This is a genomic window from Paenibacillus sp. FSL R10-2748, from assembly GCF_038005565.1.
GTDB classification, from domain to species: domain Bacteria; phylum Bacillota; class Bacilli; order Paenibacillales; family Paenibacillaceae; genus Paenibacillus; species Paenibacillus polymyxa_B.
In genome coordinates this window covers 1-18,854 of sequence record NZ_JBBOTK010000002.1, presented here as the reverse complement: position 1 = coordinate 18,854, position 18,854 = coordinate 1, and the positions used below count along the sequence as shown (strand labels likewise).

General features: G+C 41.9%; 18 protein-coding genes and 1 other annotated feature. Of the genes, 16 read left to right on the top strand and 2 right to left on the bottom strand.

All coding sequences use genetic code 11. The features are described from left to right. The first annotated feature begins 86 nt into the window (after positions 1-86). Positions 87-578, top strand: coding sequence for a hypothetical protein (locus tag NSS66_RS06415; RefSeq protein WP_028541648.1), 492 nt, complete (start codon positions 87-89; stop codon positions 576-578). 76 nt (positions 579-654) lie between these two features. Here the strand turns inward: NSS66_RS06415 and NSS66_RS06410 are convergent, their stop codons facing one another. Beyond that, entirely contained in the window at positions 655-1,887 is a 1,233-nt protein-coding gene (locus NSS66_RS06410; RefSeq protein WP_075154252.1) for an aminopeptidase, read from the bottom strand. A gap of 162 nt (positions 1,888-2,049) precedes the next feature. Here NSS66_RS06410 and NSS66_RS06405 point away from each other — a divergent pair, with 162 nt between their 5' ends. The 9 genes from NSS66_RS06405 to NSS66_RS06365 all read left to right on the top strand — a co-directional run bounded on the left by NSS66_RS06405 (position 2,050) and on the right by NSS66_RS06365 (position 12,111). Next, a complete protein-coding gene (locus NSS66_RS06405) occupies positions 2,050-2,346 on the top strand; it encodes a hypothetical protein (protein ID WP_028541647.1) in 297 nt (98 codons plus the stop codon). A 126-nt stretch (positions 2,347-2,472) separates the two neighbouring features. Next, positions 2,473-3,276 carry an MBL fold metallo-hydrolase gene (locus NSS66_RS06400; RefSeq protein ID WP_023988877.1) on the top strand — a complete coding sequence of 268 codons (804 nt, stop codon included), beginning with the start codon at positions 2,473-2,475 and terminating at the stop codon, positions 3,274-3,276. 137 nt (positions 3,277-3,413) lie between these two features. Further along, positions 3,414-4,433, top strand: a complete 1,020-nt coding sequence (locus NSS66_RS06395; RefSeq protein ID WP_013310435.1) for an aldose 1-epimerase — start codon at positions 3,414-3,416, stop codon at positions 4,431-4,433. A 154-nt stretch (positions 4,434-4,587) separates the two neighbouring features. Next, positions 4,588-5,289 (top strand): FadR/GntR family transcriptional regulator, encoded by a 702-nt coding sequence (locus NSS66_RS06390; protein ID WP_023988876.1) that lies wholly within the window; start codon positions 4,588-4,590, stop codon positions 5,287-5,289. Positions 5,290-5,391: 102 nt separating this feature from the next. Then, complete coding sequence (locus NSS66_RS06385) at positions 5,392-6,936, top strand: 2-isopropylmalate synthase (RefSeq protein WP_340958608.1); 1,545 nt, start codon at positions 5,392-5,394, stop codon at positions 6,934-6,936. A gap of 165 nt (positions 6,937-7,101) precedes the next feature. Beyond that, positions 7,102-8,490, top strand: a complete 1,389-nt coding sequence (gene fumC, locus NSS66_RS06380) for a class II fumarate hydratase (protein WP_023988874.1) — start codon at positions 7,102-7,104, stop codon at positions 8,488-8,490. A gap of 198 nt (positions 8,491-8,688) precedes the next feature. Continuing rightward, entirely contained in the window at positions 8,689-10,155 is a 1,467-nt protein-coding gene (locus NSS66_RS06375) for a potassium/proton antiporter (RefSeq protein WP_023988873.1), read from the top strand. 221 nt (positions 10,156-10,376) lie between these two features. Beyond that, entirely contained in the window at positions 10,377-11,498 is a 1,122-nt protein-coding gene (locus tag NSS66_RS06370) for a phosphodiester glycosidase family protein (RefSeq protein WP_076295096.1), read from the top strand. Positions 11,499-11,739: 241 nt separating this feature from the next. Beyond that, entirely contained in the window at positions 11,740-12,111 is a 372-nt protein-coding gene (locus NSS66_RS06365; protein ID WP_340958607.1) for a hypothetical protein, read from the top strand. Between the two features lie 212 nt (positions 12,112-12,323). Here NSS66_RS06365 and NSS66_RS06360 read toward each other — a convergent pair whose 3' ends face one another. Next, positions 12,324-12,887, bottom strand: a complete 564-nt coding sequence (locus tag NSS66_RS06360; protein WP_034095184.1) for a recombinase family protein — start codon at positions 12,885-12,887, stop codon at positions 12,324-12,326. A gap of 318 nt (positions 12,888-13,205) precedes the next feature. On the opposite strand from NSS66_RS06360, the gene NSS66_RS06355 reads away from it, so the two are divergent. The 6 genes from NSS66_RS06355 to NSS66_RS06330 all read left to right on the top strand — a co-directional run bounded on the left by NSS66_RS06355 (position 13,206) and on the right by NSS66_RS06330 (position 18,840). Continuing rightward, positions 13,206-13,628, top strand: coding sequence for a MarR family winged helix-turn-helix transcriptional regulator (locus NSS66_RS06355; protein WP_023988869.1), 423 nt, complete (start codon positions 13,206-13,208; stop codon positions 13,626-13,628). 126 nt (positions 13,629-13,754) lie between these two features. Continuing rightward, positions 13,755-14,783, top strand: a complete 1,029-nt coding sequence (locus NSS66_RS06350) for an NADH:flavin oxidoreductase/NADH oxidase (protein WP_023988868.1) — start codon at positions 13,755-13,757, stop codon at positions 14,781-14,783. Between the two features lie 44 nt (positions 14,784-14,827). Continuing rightward, complete coding sequence (locus tag NSS66_RS06345; RefSeq protein WP_023988867.1) at positions 14,828-15,571, top strand: SDR family oxidoreductase; 744 nt, start codon at positions 14,828-14,830, stop codon at positions 15,569-15,571. Positions 15,572-15,792: 221 nt separating this feature from the next. Further along, the gene (locus NSS66_RS06340; RefSeq protein ID WP_071558682.1) at positions 15,793-16,428 is read left to right on the top strand and encodes an NAD(P)H-binding protein; all 636 of its coding nucleotides are present in this window, start codon (positions 15,793-15,795) and stop codon (positions 16,426-16,428) included. Positions 16,429-16,529: 101 nt separating this feature from the next. After that, positions 16,530-16,904 carry a nuclear transport factor 2 family protein gene (locus tag NSS66_RS06335; protein WP_023988865.1) on the top strand — a complete coding sequence of 125 codons (375 nt, stop codon included), beginning with the start codon at positions 16,530-16,532 and terminating at the stop codon, positions 16,902-16,904. 790 nt (positions 16,905-17,694) lie between these two features. Then, positions 17,695-17,947 (top strand) — a binding site (T-box leader). Between the two features lie 68 nt (positions 17,948-18,015). Continuing rightward, positions 18,016-18,840, top strand: a complete 825-nt coding sequence (locus tag NSS66_RS06330; RefSeq protein WP_340958606.1) for a hypothetical protein — start codon at positions 18,016-18,018, stop codon at positions 18,838-18,840. Positions 18,841-18,854: the final 14 nt, after the last annotated feature.

Genomic DNA, 18,854 nt, shown 5'->3' with positions numbered 1-18,854 from the left:
GCTTATGTTATGATTTTTATGGTACATAATCAGGAAATGCCGGGAGTATATTTATGGCTCCCCTAAAATTTGAGAGGGGTTTAGCGATGGCAAAATGGAATGTAGAAGATCAAGGTACTCAATATAGTATTGAGTACAAGCGTAGCTTAACTGGCGGAAAAATTATTGTAAATGGAAGCGAGCAGAAGGTTAAAAGCCAGAACGCATTTTTGAACTTGATTGATTTTCCAATTAGATTGAAAGAAAAAGCTGTAAATGTTGTTGTCATTGGCAACAAAGCAGATTTAGCCGTGGACGGTGTGTATCTTGGGTCCAATCAACCTTATGTTCCTGTGAGTAAAGTTCCCGGCTGGAGTTGGGCTTTTGTCGTGGTCAGTTTGGTTATAGGATGGCTATTTGCTGGCATCTTTGGTCTGTGTTTGGGGATATTAGGCAGTATGTTTTATGTGAAATCATCTTTATCCATGCATCAAACCACCAATCGAAGAGTTGTAAATTGTCTTATTGTCTTTTTTATCATCAGCGTGGTACAAATTGTTTTTGGAATTGCAGCGAATTCTTGGATTAACACGTTGTAAAATAGATCTAACATAGCCTATAGGATGAAGCAAGAAGGCTCTCACGCATGAAGCGGTGAGAGCCTTTTTTGCCGTGTTAGATCGCCCAATTTCCTTTACGGAAGATAGGTTCCTCAGTACCGTCCTCGGTAACGCCGTTGATGTCCATTTCACCTGAACCGATCATAAAGTCGACGTGTGTCAGGCTGGAATTCAGGCCGTTGGCAGCCAACTGCTCTTGAGTCATATCCTTGCCGCCTTTAAGGTTAAATGCATAGGCATTACCGATGGCCAAATGGTTAGAGGCATTTTCGTCAAACAACGTATTATAAAATAAAATATTTTTATCAGAGATAGGTGACTTATGAGGTACGAGAGCAACCTCGCCCAGATAGTGTGAACCTTCATCCATTTCTACGAGATGCTGAAGAGTTTCCAAACCGGTCTCTGCCTGTACATCGACAATACGTCCATTTTCAAAAGTCAGTGAAAAGTTGTCGATGATATTTCCGCTGTAGCTAAGTGGCTTGGTGCTGCTGACCTTACCGTTCACTCCCGTTTTGAGCGGAGCTGTAAACACTTCCTCAGTAGGCATATTGGCTACAAAAGTATGTCCCTGTTGGTTGACGCTTTCGGCTGCTACCCACAGATGATCTTTTGCCAATTCGATGGTGAGGTCTGTGCCTGGAGCCAGATAATGCAGCTTTTTATAGCGTTTGGCATTTAAAATATCAGATTTGCTGGAAAGGGTTTTCAAATGCTCTTTCCACGCCTCCACGGGGTTATCCAGATCCACACGCACGGTGCTGAAAATGGCATCCCACAGTTTATCCATTTGCTCTGAAGCTGGCAGATCAGGGAATACTTTGGCAGCCCACTCTGCTGAAGGATAAGCAATCAGAGACCAACTGAATTTGTCGGCCATTTGAAATTCGCGGTATTGACGTAATTCATGTGACCGCACGCGCTGGGCAGCAGTAATTCGGCTGGACGGAATCCCTTTAAGCAAATCCGGATTTTCTGCAATGACATGCAGTACAGCTGCGCCATTTTCGACCTCTTCAGTCATTTCGGCTGCGTACCATTTGGGAGCAATATTAAAAGTTTCATCAGGAGCTAGTTCATACTGTAATCGAGTAATGGTCTCATCACTCCATTTTACTGTAACCAGCTTGGCTCCAGCAGTATACGCTGATTTGACGATAAGTCTCACGAGTTCGGCGGACAAGATTGGCGCATGAACGATGAGTGTCTGCCCAGGATGTACATTGGCGCCGACCCGAACGGCTAACTCGGCATATTTTTGCAATTTTTGTTGAAAATCTGACATGTAACTTTCCTCCATTTCACGAAAAGCCTTAAACAAGGCTTGGGTAACTTGCACAGTTTTTTTGCAAATTCCACACATAGCTTATATATTGTACAATGTAACGAAAAGGTTCACAAATCAGTTTTGGTACTATTTAGTGAAAATGAAAGGGCGGATAGATGAATGACAGAGCAAAATTCACCTCAGGAAGTGAAAGAAGTACATATTCAACAGGCACAAATGACAAAAGATGAGAATGGTGCTTATCTGGGCCAAGTGGTATTTGGAGTAGACGGACAGAGTTCTGTATATGAAATCACATTCCACAGTAAAAGGGGAAAGGAATGGGATTACAGTCTCCATTTTGCAGGAGAGCCACGGGTGGAGGAAGAGATGCTGCAAATGGATAGCTGGATTGAAGAGAACGATGATTTGTTCGATTATTTACTAGATACGGCATGGAGCAAATTACCCGAGTAATGTAAACATGGTCTATTTTCGTGACAAGCGGATTATATTTAGCAGTGTCCGCATAATCTGCTGACATGGGGGAAGCCTAAAGGTCGATATTAACAGGAAATTCCATGTGAATAGGAGGGTGAAGCTTTGGCAAATCATCTGTTCACCGAAGGAATGACGGCAAATGAAGAGGCTGCTCCCGATCTCCTGAGCTTACGGACGCTGTTTGTAAATATGTGTTTTATTGGAGAGCCGGGAAGCCGCTCCTGGGTGCTGGTGGATACGGGGATGACAGGATTTACAGACTCGATTATACGCCTGGCAGAGGAACGGTTCGCTGGCCCTCCGATCGCTATTGTGCTTACACATGGTCATTTTGATCATGTAGGTTCGGTTATTGAGTTGGTACAGCATTGGGGTACACCTGTTTATGCACATCCTTTGGAATTACCTTATTTGACGGGAATGAAGGATTATCAAAAACCTGACCCTAGTGTAGGGGGAGGTTTAATGTCGGGCATTTCCTTCTTATACCCCAATGATGCTATAGATCTCGATGATCGCATCACATCCCTGCCCCAAGATGGCAGTGTCCCCGGTGCCCCTGGTTGGAAGTGGCTGCATACGCCAGGACATACACCTGGTCATGTATCGCTTTTTCATGAGCGAAGAAGGTTAATGGTGGCCGGTGACGCTTTTATTACGGTGAAACAGGAATCGGCACTGGCCGTTATTTTACAGGAAAAAGAAATACATGGACCTCCTGCGTATTTTACAACAGATTGGCAAGCTGCGCAGCGTTCGGTGGAAATGCTGGCCAAGTTAAAGCCTGAGATTGCAGTCACAGGACATGGTCATTACATGCGTGGTGCTGAGCTGACAGATCAGCTGGAGCAACTGGCGGGAGATTTTGAGCACATGGCTGTACCCAAACAGGGACGTTATGTGTAGTGATGTGTGAAGGACGATGCCTTGCGGGGCATCGTTTTTTGTGTGGACGTGGAATTTTTTTGCTCAGCATGGTATAGTCAAGCCAAAAGCTAAACGCTTTCATTAAACATCGTCATTTCATCAAGGAGGATTTTTTGATGACACAACAACATGCTGCAATTGGTGATCTTTATTATGGAATACCGGCGATTCGTCTTAAATTTGGACGATATGAAGCGGTTGCCCTGCCGGGAAACGGCGCAAATCTGATTTCTTTTCGTGACAATGAAACGGGATATTCTTTTCTGCGTGAGCCAGATGCTGAGAGCATAGAGGCTTTTAAGCAAAGCCCGTCCGTTTACGGAATTCCTTTCCTGTTCCCTCCGAATCGGTATGAGGATGGAAAATTCCTGTGGAATGGTGTTACATATGAGCTGCCGATAAATGAAGAGGCGACCCACAACCATCTGCACGGCTTTTTACACACTGTTCGGTGGGAGGTTGAGGACTACGGTTCCGGGGAGCAAGGTAGCTATGTGGTAATGAATCAGCATGTAAGGGAAGGACATCCCATGTTCCGCTATTTACCCTTCACCTTTACCATGAAGTTAACGTACAGCCTGGACGAATTTGGCCTGCATCAGCGTTATGTGATCCATAACGAGGGCGATCAACCGATCCCCAACTTATTTGCCTTTCACACAGCGATTCGCGTTCCGTTCGTACCCGATAGCTCGCCTGAGGATTACAAGATTAAGGTCACAATCGGTGAGCGTCGTGAGCTGACGGAACGGTTGTTGGCCACAGGTCAGTTCCAGCCTTTATCTCCGGAAGAGGAACTGCTGAAGACGACGGGAGTTAGTCCTTATTTTGCCTCTATGGATAATCATTACACGGCAGCTCCGCAAAATGGACGCAACTACATGGAACTGACACACAGTAAGACAGGGGCTACCCTCGTATACGATGTAGGTACAGCTTATAAGCATTGGATGATCTGGAATAACAAAGCGAACAAGGAATTCATCTGTCCTGAACCGCAAATGAACATGATCAATGCACCGAATCGTCCGGACCTACCAGCTGAGGAGATCGGATTGATTGCACTGGCTCCAGGCCATATTTTTGAGGCAACCAGCCGTTTGTATTGTATAACACCTAATAAATCGAAATCCTAGCATTTAATTTATCCTTTTAAGCCTGTATCGTGTCCAACGGTGCAGGCTTTATTTGGGTATGTAAAGCACAGGTAAGGGACAATGGGGAAGGAGGACGAAAAAGGTTGCAGAATGCCAAGCAGTCATAGTATGATACGAAACAGGAGATGATCAGATGAATTTTCCTTTTCAAGCCGTCAAACGCAAGCAAATCGCCGATGAAGTAGCTGAACAGCTGCAACGAAAAATTGCTGCTGGTGAATGGAATGTGGGCACAAAGATTCCAACCGAGCCTGAGCTCATGAAGCTATTCGGAGTCGGGCGGTCTACAGTGCGTGAAGCGGTTAGCGTTCTGGTACATGCCGGTCTATTAGAGAAAAAGCAAGGACACGGAACTTTTGTCTGCCAACCGACGACTTCTCAAGAGCCATTGGATTACCGTCTAAGCCGTGCTGAAATTATTGAAGTTTATGAAGTACGGAGTGTATTGGAACTAGAGATTGCCAGATTGGCTGCATTACGTCGTAATGACGAGGATTTACACTTAATGCGTGCGGCGCTGGACCGTCGTGCTGCAACTTTGGCCGCTGGAGATTTGTCTGGGTACTTAGATGCGGATATCACTTTTCACTTGGCTGTTGCCGGAGCTACACGCAACAAGGTGCTTACAGACGTATATGGCAGCTTTGTAGAGGCCATTCGCAAGGCATTGAACAATCTCATTACCGATCCAGCGATGCAAAATCATTTTACTTTGCAGCATGAAAAAATATATGAAGCAATCCGGGATCAGGATGGCAAGGCTGCCGAGCTGTATAGCATTCAACATTTGGACGGCACCAAGCTGGAGCTGCAAAAGCATATGGGAAGTTCATAAATTTTTTTACTCTTAAACATCAGATGATCAGATGAATGATAAAACGAATTTTAAGCCTTCTACTCGAACATCTCCTAAAATCAATCCAAAGGTGGTATCTGTATGCGTAAAATATGGGTGTTGGACACAACGTTAAGAGATGGAGAGCAATCACCAGGAGTTAGCTTAACCAGCACAGAAAAGGTGGAAATTGCTCTTCAGCTGCAAAAGTTAGGCGTAGATCGGATTGAGACTGGCTTTCCAGCAACCTCGCCTGGTGAGATTATCAGCATGCAGGAGATTGCCAAACAGATTACCCAAGCAACACTGGTTGGTTTTGCACGCTCGAAGGAACAGGATATTGATGCAGTCAGAGAGGCGCTACAAGGAGCTGAGGATGCCTGTCTTCATTTGTTCCTGGCTACCTCACCCATTCACCGCCAACATAAGCTGCGAATGGATAAAGCGAAAGTATTAGAGACCGCTACTGCTGCCATTCGTTATGGACGCAAGTATTTCAGCAAGGTAGAATTTTCAGCAGAGGACGCCAGTCGTACCGAGCTGGACTTTATTTGTGAGGTCGTGGATATGGCGATTCGTGCTGGTGCGACAGTCGTCAATTTACCGGATACGGTGGGATATGCCTCGCCGGACCAGTTCGGTGAAATGTTTAGAATTGTAAAACAACAAGTGCCCGGTATCGAAAAAATACAACTTAGCACACATTGTCATGATGATCTTGGTATGGCAACAGCTAACACGCTGGCGGCCATCCGTAATGGTGTAGACCAATTTGAAGGTACCGTCAATGGCATCGGTGAGCGAGCCGGAAATACACCTATCGAGGAAGTTGCACTGGCCCTTGACACTAGAACCGAGCTCTATGGTGCACAAACGAGTCTGGTTTTGGAGGAGCTGTATGCCACCAGTCGCCTGGTGAGCAAACGTACGGGGATGTCGATACCGGGAAACAAGGCCATTGTTGGAGCCAATGCGTTTGCGCACGAGTCTGGTATACATCAGGACGGAATGCTTAAAGAGCGTACAACGTATGAGATCGTGTCCCCTGAGCGTATTGGTCTGAAGACAAGTAAACTTGTATTGGGCAAGCACTCGGGTAGACATGCATTTAAAGAAAAACTGGCGGACATGGGGTTTGAAGCTTTGACGGAGGAACAGCTGCAAGAGGCGTTCCGCAAATTCAAGGCCTTGACGGATAAGAAAAAACAGGTGTTGGATGAAGACTTGCTCGTCCTGATGGATGAAAGCCGCAATGCCTCGCCTCAAATGTACACACTGGATTCCATTCAGGTGTCCTATGGCAATCAGTCGGTTCCAGTCGCATCCATTCGGTTGAGTAAACAAGATGGGACAGCAATTGATGAAGTAGCAATGGGTAACGGTTCTGTAGATGCGATTTTCCATGCTATAGACAAGGCCAGTGGTGAAGAGGTGGAGTTGGAGGATTATTCGATCCAATCTGTAACATATGGCAAAGATGCGTTGGGGGAAGTACACGCCATTTTGAGGCAAGGTGAGTACACAGCACTGGGAAGAGGCACAAGTACTGATATTTTGGAAGCTAGCGCCAAAGCTTACATCGATGCGCTGAACAAGCTACTGAGTAGAAAAGAAGTCCATGGCAAAAGAAATATCACCATTAGCTGAACTTAGTGACCCAGGATAGTAGCCGAAATCTCCTTTTGCCTCCTCTGGCCTCATCGTAAAAAAGCGCTTGCAAAATAAATGATAACATTTGAAATTTAATGTATAATAGGCAAGAGAGATCACCATATTTTGTCTGAATTACATAGGCCAAGAGGAGGAAATGAGTTGAACTACCGCATCGAAAAGGATACGTTGGGCGAAATCAAAGTACCGGCAGACCGTCTGTGGGGAGCGCAAACACAGCGCAGTAAGGAAAATTTCCCGATTGGTTCGGAGAAAATGCCATTAGAGGTCATACAGGCGTTCGCGGTGCTTAAAAAGAGCGCGGCGATCAGTAACTATAAGCTGGGTAAGCTATCACAGGAGAAGCAGGATGCCATTATTTATGCAGCAGACGAAATTCTCGCAGGGCGAGTTGATGACCATTTCCCATTGGTTGTATGGCAGACAGGGAGCGGTACGCAGTCCAATATGAATGTGAATGAAGTGATTGCTCATCTGGGAAGCCAATGGTTACAAGAGCAGGGAAAAGATACGAAGCTGCATCCCAATGACGATGTGAACATGTCGCAAAGCTCAAACGATACGTTTCCTACAGCGCTTCATGTAGCGGGTGTCATTGCAGTGGAGGATCGTTTGTTGCCTGCCATCGATAAGCTGAAAGAGACTTTTCAACAGAAGTCAGAGCAATTCAAGGATATTATAAAAATTGGACGAACCCATTTACAAGATGCGACACCGCTTACGCTGGGCCAGGAAATAAGCGGCTGGTATGCCATGCTGGACAAGAGCAAGCGAATTATCATCGACACGGTTCAATACATGAAGGAGCTGGCGATTGGCGGTACAGCGGTGGGGACAGGAATTAATGCTCATCCAGAGTTTGGCTCCCGAACCTCTGCGGAAATTTCCAGTTTCACTGGCAAAACGTTCACTTCCGCACCCAATAAATTTCATGCATTGACCAGCCACGATGAAGTGGTGGCCGTACATGGAGCAGTCAAAGCGCTCGCTGCCGATTTGATGAAAATCGCCAATGATGTTCGTTGGCTGGCAAGTGGTCCGCGTAGCGGTTTGGGGGAAATTACGATCCCTGCTAACGAGCCAGGTAGCTCTATCATGCCCGGTAAGGTGAATCCGACCCAGAGCGAAGCACTGACGATGGTCGTTACTCAAGTAATGGGTAATGATGCAGCTATCGGCTTTGCTGCGAGTCAGGGTAATTTTGAACTGAACGTGTTTAAGCCAGTAATCATATACAATTTTTTGCAGTCTGTTCATCTGCTGGCCGATTCCATGATTGCTTTTAATGACAACTGTGCGATCGGCATTGAGCCTGATCTCGTTAAAATTGAGCACAATTTGAATAATTCGCTGATGCTGGTGACGGCATTGAATCCACATATCGGATATGAAAATGCCGCTAAAATCGCCAAACTTGCACATGCAGAAGGACTGTCTTTAAAAGAAGCGGCACTCCGCAGCGGACTGTTGACTGAAGAACAGTTCGATCAATATGTTGTACCTGCGCATATGATTCATCCTAAAGCCTAAAGCACGACGATTGTCTCTGCTTAAGCCTTATAAAAATTATACAAACCAGCTCATCGAGTGCGATTTAGCACAGACCATGAGCTGGATTTTTTGTTTTCTCATATATTTTTTTACTTAAGATTAGTATTCTGTGTGATTTGAGGGTATATAGATAGAAGGCGAAAAATTGAACATCCATTTTCAAGATAGGAGAAGCGTATGGAACAGACAACCCTTATAAATTTGATTGTGCTTTTGCTTTCCAGCTTGCTGCTGGTCGGTGTGCTGACTACCAAATTTTCCAGCCGTTTCGGTATGCCTGCGCTTGTTTTGTTTATTGCCGTAGGTATGGTGCTTAGTCAGTTTATTTATTTTGATAATGCCTTTATCACACAGCTGGTGGGCATTCTCGCGCTCATTGTAATCTTGTTTGAAGGCGGGATGCAGACAAAGTTTGCAGACGTTAAGCCAGTTATTCGACCTGCGTTATCATTATCAACGTTAGGGGTCATCATTACGACCGTAGTCATTGGCGTATGCGCCAAGTTTATTTTAGGCGTAAGCTGGATGGAATCCATGCTGTTTGGCGCTATTGTCGGATCGACGGATGCGGCAGCCGTGTTTTCCGTTCTAGGAGGTAAAAACATCAAAAAACGAATTACCTCGACGCTCGAAGCGGAATCCGGCAGTAATGACCCGATGGCTGTATTTCTCACGGTAACATTGATTGAGCTGATACATCACCCTGAGCAATCCATTTGGATACATATCTTGTTGTTTTTATGGGAAATGGGTTTTGGTTTAGTCGTTGGTTTTGTACTTGGACGTATAGGTGTATATGCGATTAATAAAATGAATTTTGATTCATCCGGTTTGTATCCTGTAATGGCGCTGGCATTTGCAGTCTTGACGTATGCGGCGGCATCGTTACTGGAGGCAAGCGGATTGCTGGCGGTTTATGTCATGGCCATTGTCTTGGGAAATTCCGACTTGACCTACAAGCGATCCATTATTCATTTTAACAATGGTTTCGCCTGGATGGTGCAGATTATGATGTTTGTCCTGCTCGGCCTATTGGTCTTTCCTGATCAATTGCTGGGCATTGCGTGGCAAAGCTTGGCGCTCTCCTTCATCCTCATGCTCGTGGCTCGTCCAATAGGCGTGTTCCTAAGCTTGCTTTTTTCCAGGTACTCTGTGCGCGAGAAGACCCTGTTATCTTGGGCAGGACTGCGGGGGGCGGTACCTATTGTACTAGCAACCTATCCTTTACTGGATGAGATGGATGTAGGACCCTTGTTTTTTAATGTTGTATTTTTCGTCGTGCTCACCTCTGCGATCATTCAAGGTACAACTATTTCGTGGCTAGCGGTGAAGCTTGGCTTGATGGACCCTAACGAAACATCGTCTCCTTCATTGCTGGAATTAGTTTCTCTGGGGAAAACCACTTCGGAAATCAACCACATTCAGGTACAAAAAGGGATGTCGATAGCGGGCAAAGCGATTCAGGATATACAGTTGCCTGAAGATATTTTATTCACAGCCATAATTCGGAACGAGCAAATTATTGCCCCGAGAGGCACGACGGTGATTGAACCTGGCGATACATTGTATGTGCTTAGTCCCAAACTCAAGCGTCAGCAGATGAAAGAACTGTTCATGCTACTCGAACCAGAGGCTGCTCCGTAAAAAGCGTAGGGTACTCTTAATTACAGTCCTTCACATTCATGTGGAGGACTTTTTCCTGTATTTTTTTCAGAGTGGATGAATCTGTTAAAAAATTGACACTATCATTCTACAAAATTAGTTTATGATATTGTCGTTAGATGTCGCTGCCTATCGTTACGGATCATTTGATGGGCAATAGTGATGAATAAGATAGAAGTCACCAATAACAGGAGAGATGATGAATGAAACCGGAAGTCTTGCCACAGCGTGCAGCAGCTCGCAGGCAGAAAAATAGAAAAAAGAAACGAAAAGGAAAATTCGGTCGCTTTATACTGCGACTTTTTATTGTATTCCTGTTAGCAGGAATAGGGGGTGGTGCGTGGTTGTTCCTAACGTCATCTGGCAAGGACATGCGCTATTTGGCCGCGGATACGCTGATCACGACCCAACATCGTCACTGGGCGAAGTACTTTATCGGTGAAGCAGAGGCAAAAAAACGTGTGGCTGAATATTCGGCCCGTTTTGAAGCGATGGGTGAGGAGAAGGACAGACATACAATCAATCTGCCTGATCTGATACCGACCAAAGTACAACAAACGCCGCTGGTTGAGGTGGAAGAGGTATCGGGCCGTAACTATCATGGCTATGTTATGACGGTTCATGATCCCACTAAAATTCGGCTCGGGGTTCCTTCCAAGGTCGGCCGGGGAGAAAGGGTATCTAGTATGGTCGAGCGTTTAGGGGCTGTTGCTGGCGTAAATGGCGGTGGCTTTGCCGATCCCAACTGGAATGGGAATGGTTTTAAACCGATTGGCGTTGTCATTTCCCAGGGCGAGATATACTACAATGATATGGGCAAAAATGCCTCTGTTCAAATCGTAGGTATTGATAAACAGGGAAAAATGATAGCCGGTCACTATTCGTTGTCTGAGTTGTCCAAAATGAATGTGCAAGAAGCGGTTACTTTTCAACCACGCCTAATCGTGAATGGGAAAGGTCTGATTCGCAATGCAAGCGAGGGGTGGGGAATTGCTCCCCGTACCGCAATGGGACAAAGAGCAGACGGGGCCATTATATTCGTGACCATCGACGGTCGTCAGCCTGGGTACAGTATTGGTGCCAACTTGTATGATATGCAAAATATTTTGCTTAAACATGGAGCAGTTATCGGTGCTAATCTGGATGGAGGTTCTTCAACGGTGCTCGTCAAGGATAATACCATTGTGAACAAGCCTTCTTCTGAATACGGAGAGCGGTATTTGCCGACTGCGTTTCTCGTATTTGAGCATCCAGAGACTGTTAGTATCCCGAACATATGGGAAGGTCTGAATCCTGGAGACATTGACGCTGCCAAAAAGAGATAGATTAGGAATGAATAAGTTCATTAAGTGAACGGAGACTGATGACCAGCCAGAGATTCATGGTAAATTAAAAGAAGAAATATACGAGGGAGATCTGGCGACAGCACGCGAAGCGCTAATCCGTTTAGACAGCAGCACTGTCCATCCTTATATAGAAGCACATAATCCTAACACTGAGCTTCTATCCAGTGTCTATATGTTCCCTCAAGGCGAAGCATTGCGCTATTTTACAGTAGGTGGGGGTGTGCTGAATCTGGTTGAAGTGAAGGACGGTTTTCCAGTTGTCACCTATCAAGGGTATGTGGGTGCTCCCTTTGATAAAACATTTACAATGGAATACGATCCGCTGGAGCGTTTTATGGTGAATAAAGCCAAAAATCAGTGGGGAACTTATCCGAAGCTAAATAAGCCGCTGATCTACGAGTTTACTACAGGATGGGGAGACAGCAGCACTACTTATTATGGACGGATTACCACGCTAAATAAAGAAGAACTGCTGGGTACTACGGGTGATCCCGTAACTGGACTCCCGGCTAATACCAAACAAATTATGAAAACCTTCAAGCTGCCGTGGGAATCGCGTACAGATGCCCCAGCAGGCGATGGAATAAGTTAAGAGCAGCAATAGTAAGGAAAATTTAAAAAGCGCGTATCGTTGAAGTAAAGATACTTCCCGGTACGCGCTTTTTTAGATGGAATTTGTACTTTTGTTGCTTCATGCTTGCTTAAGTATCTATTAGGCCTAGTCACAGGGTTGCTGTCATAGACCGCAAAGTAGCAGATAAGTGGAGAGATGATATGAGAAAACAGGAGCAAAGTGTATGCTCCTTATGTTGTTTCTAGGGTCCGCTTCTGAATAGCTCTGTATAAAGAACCTTGTGAAATACCAGTGCCTTCTATAATTTCTTTTACAGAGTATTCCTTACTGTCATACATTCGTAGGGCCAAGGCTATTTTATCCTTGTCGACTTTCGGTCTTCCAAGCTTTTTCCCACGCTTCTTACTTGCTTCCAATCCTTCTTTTACTCGTTCAGCGATGAGATTCCGTTCCAATTCAGCAATCACACACATCATTTGAAACATAGCCTTTCCTGTTGATGTTCGTGTGTCCATATTCTCTTTTAAGGAGACAAATTGTACTCCTATATCTTCAAATTCTTGAATGATACTTAAAATATCGAGCGTTTTACGACCCAGACGTGAAATACTCTCTACTACAACAATATCATTTGCCCTAATCACATTCATTAAATTCTGCAGACCTTGACGGTCTTTCACTGTACCAGTGAATTTTTCATCAATTATCTTTTCGCAGCCATATTCCTTTAGCATGCTAAGTTGTCTGTCTAGGTTCTGATCAATCGTGGAAACGCGGGCATGGTTTTTGGTAATGTAGTTGTAAAAAAAGAGATGTCGTATGTGCTTGAAGGTGATTAAATGACCTCTCAAACACGTTAGTTATTCAAGAAAAGGGCCAGATAATTGAATAACACTTGGTGGTTAAATTGGATATTTTACACATAGGTTGTTTTCTTTTGGATACCCATTTAGGTACCTAACATTCAGTAGTAGAAATTTGACTGTTTGCACTTCACTTTGGTAAAATTATATGTTAAAGAATTATTATGTAACATGGTTTAGATATCGTACCAGTTTGTGCATATATTCTGATTAGAACGCAATAATATAATGTAGAATAGGTGGAATATCATGAATACTAATCATGATTTTATGGATCATTGGTTAACCATAGACTCTATACAAAATAAAATAAAGAAAGAATTGGAGAATGTCCTGCAAGCGGAGTACAGCTTATCTTTAAAAGAATTCTACGTACTCTACTACCTTTCCAAAGCACCAGACAAAAAGCTCAGATTACAGCAATTGCAAGAGATGATCGGTTTAAGTCAGAGTGCGCTTTCTAGGCTAGTAGGTAATATGGAAGCGAACAGCTGTGGTGCATTAGAAAAGCATGTTTGTACAGATGACCGTAGAGGTTCCTATACTCGCCTAACTGACTTAGGTGAGAAGAAACTACAAAGAAGTTTAGTTTCTTTCCGAGAAATACTAAAATCATATCTCTCTACGGTTAATGTTGAAGGATTAATGAAACAGTTAATAGAAGAGTTATAAAAATTCCTAATCAGTCAAAGTACTCATTTTTCAGATGGAGTACTTTGACTTGACATGGAGAAAATTTAGCGTTAAATTATATGCATGTGTCATGCATTTAATTTAAATAAAAAGGAGTTTTTTATCATGGAACATTTATTTAGTCCTTATAAGATAAAAGGATTGGAGTTAAAAAACCGTATTGTGATGTCTCCAATGTGTCAATATTCGGTTGAAAATAAAGATGGGATCGCTACGGATTGGCATTACCTGCACTATGTAAATAGAGCGATCGGTGGAGCTGGATTTATTATGATTGAAATGACAGATGTTGAGCCTGATGGCCGTATTTCAGACTTTGACTTAGGATTATGGTCAGACGAGCAAATCCCTGCTTTAGCAAGAATTGTAGAAGCTTGCCACCGTTATGGAGCAAAAGTTGGTATTCAAATCGCTCACGCTGGACGTAAAGCAGAAGATGCTGCTGTGCCAGTTGCACCTTCTGCTATTCCATTTGATGAAAATTCAAAAACACCTAGAGCTCTTTCAACAGATGAAGTGAAAGAAATGGTAGAAAAGTTTCGCAAGGCCGTACAGCGCGCAGTAAAAGCAGGATTTGACACAATTGAAATCCATGGTGCTCATGGATATTTAATTCATCAATTCCACTCTCCTTTAACAAATAAAAGAAATGATGAGTATGGAAAGGATCTAACTAAGTTTGGCCGAGAAATTATTGAAGCAGCCAAAGCTGAGATACCAGAAGATATGCCGTTAATGATGCGTATATCTGCTAAAGAATATGTAGAAGGTGGATATGGAATTAACCAAAGTATAGAGTTTACAAAAGAATATCAAAAAGCAGGAGTAGATATCTTTGACATCTCTTCAGGTGGTGAAGGTCCTATTGCTGCTTGGGGAAAACCTGGTACGCATGCTGCTTATCAAGTACCACTAGCTCGAGAAATTAAAAAAGCTCTCAATGTTCCGGTCATTGCAGTTGGAAGATTGGATGCCCCTGCATTGGCAAACGCTGTTATCGGAAATGAGGAGGCAGACCTTGTAGCTGTTGGACGAGGAATGTTACGAAATCCTCATTGGGCATTAGAAGCTGCAGCTACATTAAAAAAAGAAACGACTGTGCCTACACAGTACGCAGATGGTTTTAGAAGATAAGTTGAAATGACAAAAGATAAAAACCTAAAGGAGGAGTATAAAAGATGTCATATATTCAAGACAAAGTAGTCATTATTACAGGATCTTCAAGTGGGATTGGAGAAGCAACAGCGATTCATCTTGCGAAGAATGGAGCTTCTGTCGTTCTAGCTGCCAGAAATGAAGAGAAACTAAAAAATCTAGCAGAGCGAATCAATAAAGAAGGGGGGAAGGCTTCTTACAAGGTGACAGATGTTACCGTCAAAGAAGACGTTCAATCTCTCGTAGACTTTACAGTAGATAAATTCGGAAGAGTTGATACGTTAATTAACAGTGCAGGGATGATGTTGTTCTCCATGTGGGATAACGCTCATGTAGACGAATGGGAAACGATGATTGACCTTAACGTAAAAGGTGTGCTGTATGGAGTAGCTGCGGTCCTACCTCATATGAAGAAACAAGGAAGTGGACAAATCATTAATGTAGGTTCTATTGCCGGTCATGCGATTGGTGAAGGTCATGGTGTGTATAGTTCTACGAAGTATGCAGTAAGAGCAATTACCGAAAGTCTACGTAAAGAGGTATCGGTCAAACATAATATTCAAGCTGTTTTAGTCTCACCAGGTGTCATTGCAACTAATTGGCAGGATACAGTGACAGATGAAGATGTAAAATCTGTACTGGGAGAATTAAATAAGGTAGCTATTGACGTAGACTATGTAGCTGAAACAATTGGATTTGTGGTTAATAAGCCTGCGAACGTCATGATTAATGATGTGATTGTCACACCTACAGCACAGGAATGGTAATGAGGTAATTTGAAAGAAAGACTTCTGATTACGAAAGAAAAGAGAGGTAATTTACCCCACTTGATTTTGTCTATAAGAATTAGACAATAAGTTTTTACACTTATAGTTTGTTTTAAATTGAATAGAGTAAAATAATATCAATATGGTCAGACCATGTTAATATCATTTTTATCACTATAAGATAAATACTCATTTAAATTCATTTTTGGGGAGGTTTTTTCATGAAGGTATTAGTAGTAGGAGCTAATGGTCGAGTAGGTTCACATCTTGTTGATAAACTAGTTGAGAACGGACATTTTGTTTACGCAGGAACTAGAAGGGATAACCTCACAAGCAGTTCGAACAATGTTCGCTATGTTCATATAGATTTATTAGCGAGCCCTGAAGCAATAGCTGAGAATATGTATGATGCAGAAGCTATTTTCTTTGTAGCTGGTTCTAAAGGAAAAGATTTATTGAAGATTGACTTAAATGGTGCTGTTAAAGTGATGCGCGCTGCTGAGCACAAGAAAATAAAAAGATTTATCATGCTTAGTTCAGTTTTTGCCCTAAATCAAGACAAGTGGAATCAGTCTTTTCTAAAAGATTTAACAAATTATAATATTGCTAAACATTTTGCTGATCATTGGCTAATTAATAATACCAAGCTAGACTATACAATATTACAGCCTGGTGTTTTAAAAGAGGAGCCTGGATCTGGAAAAATAGATGTCAATATTGATTATCCTGGTGAAAATTCTATAGAAAATGTAGTGGATACGTTAGTTCAGAGTTTGCAAGACCCTAATACCATCGAAAAAGTCATCACAATGAGCGATGGTAAAACTCCTATATCAGATGCTTTGCGGAATTTATAAGAATAGCTTTTATATGTGCTAATTAAATAAAACGAGCCTGGGTTAGAAAACTTTATTATCGTTAAACGGACTATTTATAACTTAAGGGGGATTTAGGAAAAATGAGCAAAACAGCAATAAAAGATTACGATGAGATTATTAAAGTGGTGAATAAGTATATAGAAGGTCTTATTTCAGGGAACAAAGAAGTAGCAAAGCAAGCTTTTCATAAAGATGCAACTATGTACGGTTACAATACAACTGATGGCTTTCTAGGAGGACCTATTCAAAACTTATGGGACTTTATGGATAAAGCTGGTCCTGCAATGGATCTTAAATCAAGGGTTGATATTCTAGATGTTGAAGGAACGATTGCTTCTGTTCGTATAAGTTTAGAGAATGATGCATATGGCGAATCATACACTGATTTTCAGCAATTACTTAAACTAGACGGTGAATGGATCATTATTTCGAAGTTATTCCATCTGCATTCGTAAAAAGTAATTTCCAAATAGAATCATAAGCCTGTCTCAAAAATAGAGGACTGTCCACTGTTTTTGAGACAGGAATTAAAACCTTTTAAACAGTCAGATCGGTGATAATTATGGGTAAAAAAGCAGGACAAAACCAATGTAATGCGAATCCTAGACAAGAAGAAGATTACGTATAACTACTATTCCTACGACAGTACAAAGCTTAATTTTATTGATGTCACCATTTAGATGATTATTGGCTTGTCTAGTTAGTGTTAGCTAAAAATTACGGGTAACTTTAAACGTGGTAACATTCGGAACTTTCGGTCTATTAGCCTTTATAAATGTAAGAGTTTTCATAAAGGGTCCAGAAATAAAAAAGCCTGATATACAAGAGGGGATGGTGAGATAATCCTCTTTTTTCTTTTTATTGAACTAAAAGAAGGAAATTTACGGTATTCAAAGGTTTTAGAATATCTTATAATTTAAAAAACAGGTGTAGATTTGAAACAAAGTACCGTTTGCAAAAAAGTTACGATGCTTTACCCCTTTGGATAAGATTATCTTAGGGGTGTTTTTTAGTGAATTGAAAAGTACATCTGAATTAAAAGGTGAATTAAGGAACTGTTGAGTGACGACATAGTTGTTCCGTTAAAGGGCCAGATTGTGGAGCAAAACTTTTAAAGGGAATTGGATATTTAAATTAAAGTGTAGAAGCAAATAATTGTATAAAGAAATCCAATTAACTTCCTTAAATAACCATTTGTTTTATTTTCGAATTAATATATAATAATGCTAATTAATCTAATTTTATTTAAATTCTATGAAGAGAAAGAGTACGTTATTGTTTCTGTTCCAAAGAGAGCTGGTGTTTTGCTGAAAACCAGTGTTCAGATAATAACCGAAAATCATCTCTGAGAAGTAAAGCCGAATGTTTAGTAAGCTTTATCGGTATCCACCGTTACAAGGGACAACGTATGATTGTACGTTTGTAAAGGGTAATAAAGTGTTATTCAAACATTTTATTAAACAAGAGTGGTACCGCGAGTTTCAATCTCGTCTCTTACTGAGACGGGATTTTTTTTTAGGATGTTTTTTTTACAATAAGAATTTAAGAAAAGCAGGTGAAGGCGTAATGAAGACGCTACTATTTGTAACAGATTTATATTATGAAGCAAAAGGAAGAAACTATTATGAAGAGGATTTATTTCTTACTTCTAAACTTAGAGAAGCCTTTAATTTGGTCATCTGTCATCCTGAAGATATCGAAGCATTTGAAGATCATGCTGATTTAATTGTTTTCCGAAATGCAGGTCCAGTCGCAAATTTTAAAGACAAATATGAAGCGTTCCGCAACCGAATTGTTTCTAAACATTTAAACACATATAATTCGTTTGATGGGAAGGCTGATATGAACGGAAAAGAATATTTAATAGAACTAACAAATGCTCATTTTCCTGTTATTCCAACGATTGATACGCTTGATTCCCTAAATAAACTCCCTAATGTAGACACGTATATCGTAAAGCCGAAAGATGGAGCAGATTCTATCGGGATGGAATTTGTTACGAAAGATGAATTGAGTGAAAAAGTTAATTCACAATCGAAAAATACATTGGTACAACCATTTATCAATTTTGAATATGAAGTCTCATTTTATTTTATCAACAAAGAATTTCAGTATGCTCTTTATGCACCGGATAAAGATAAAAGATGGGAATTGAAAGAGTATGTACCTACGGAAGAAGATTTAGCTTTTGCTAAACGTTTCATTGACTGGAATAATCTTGACTGGGGGATTCAACGAGTTGATGCCTGTCGAAGCGAACAAGGGGAGCTTTTATTAGTCGAATTAGAAGATTTAAATCCCTATCTTTCCTTATTAGAATTATCTGAAGAGACACGTCAGAATTTTGTAGAAGCAATGAAAAAATCATTACAAAAAGCTCTTCAGGTTTAAATTTTTACTGTTCT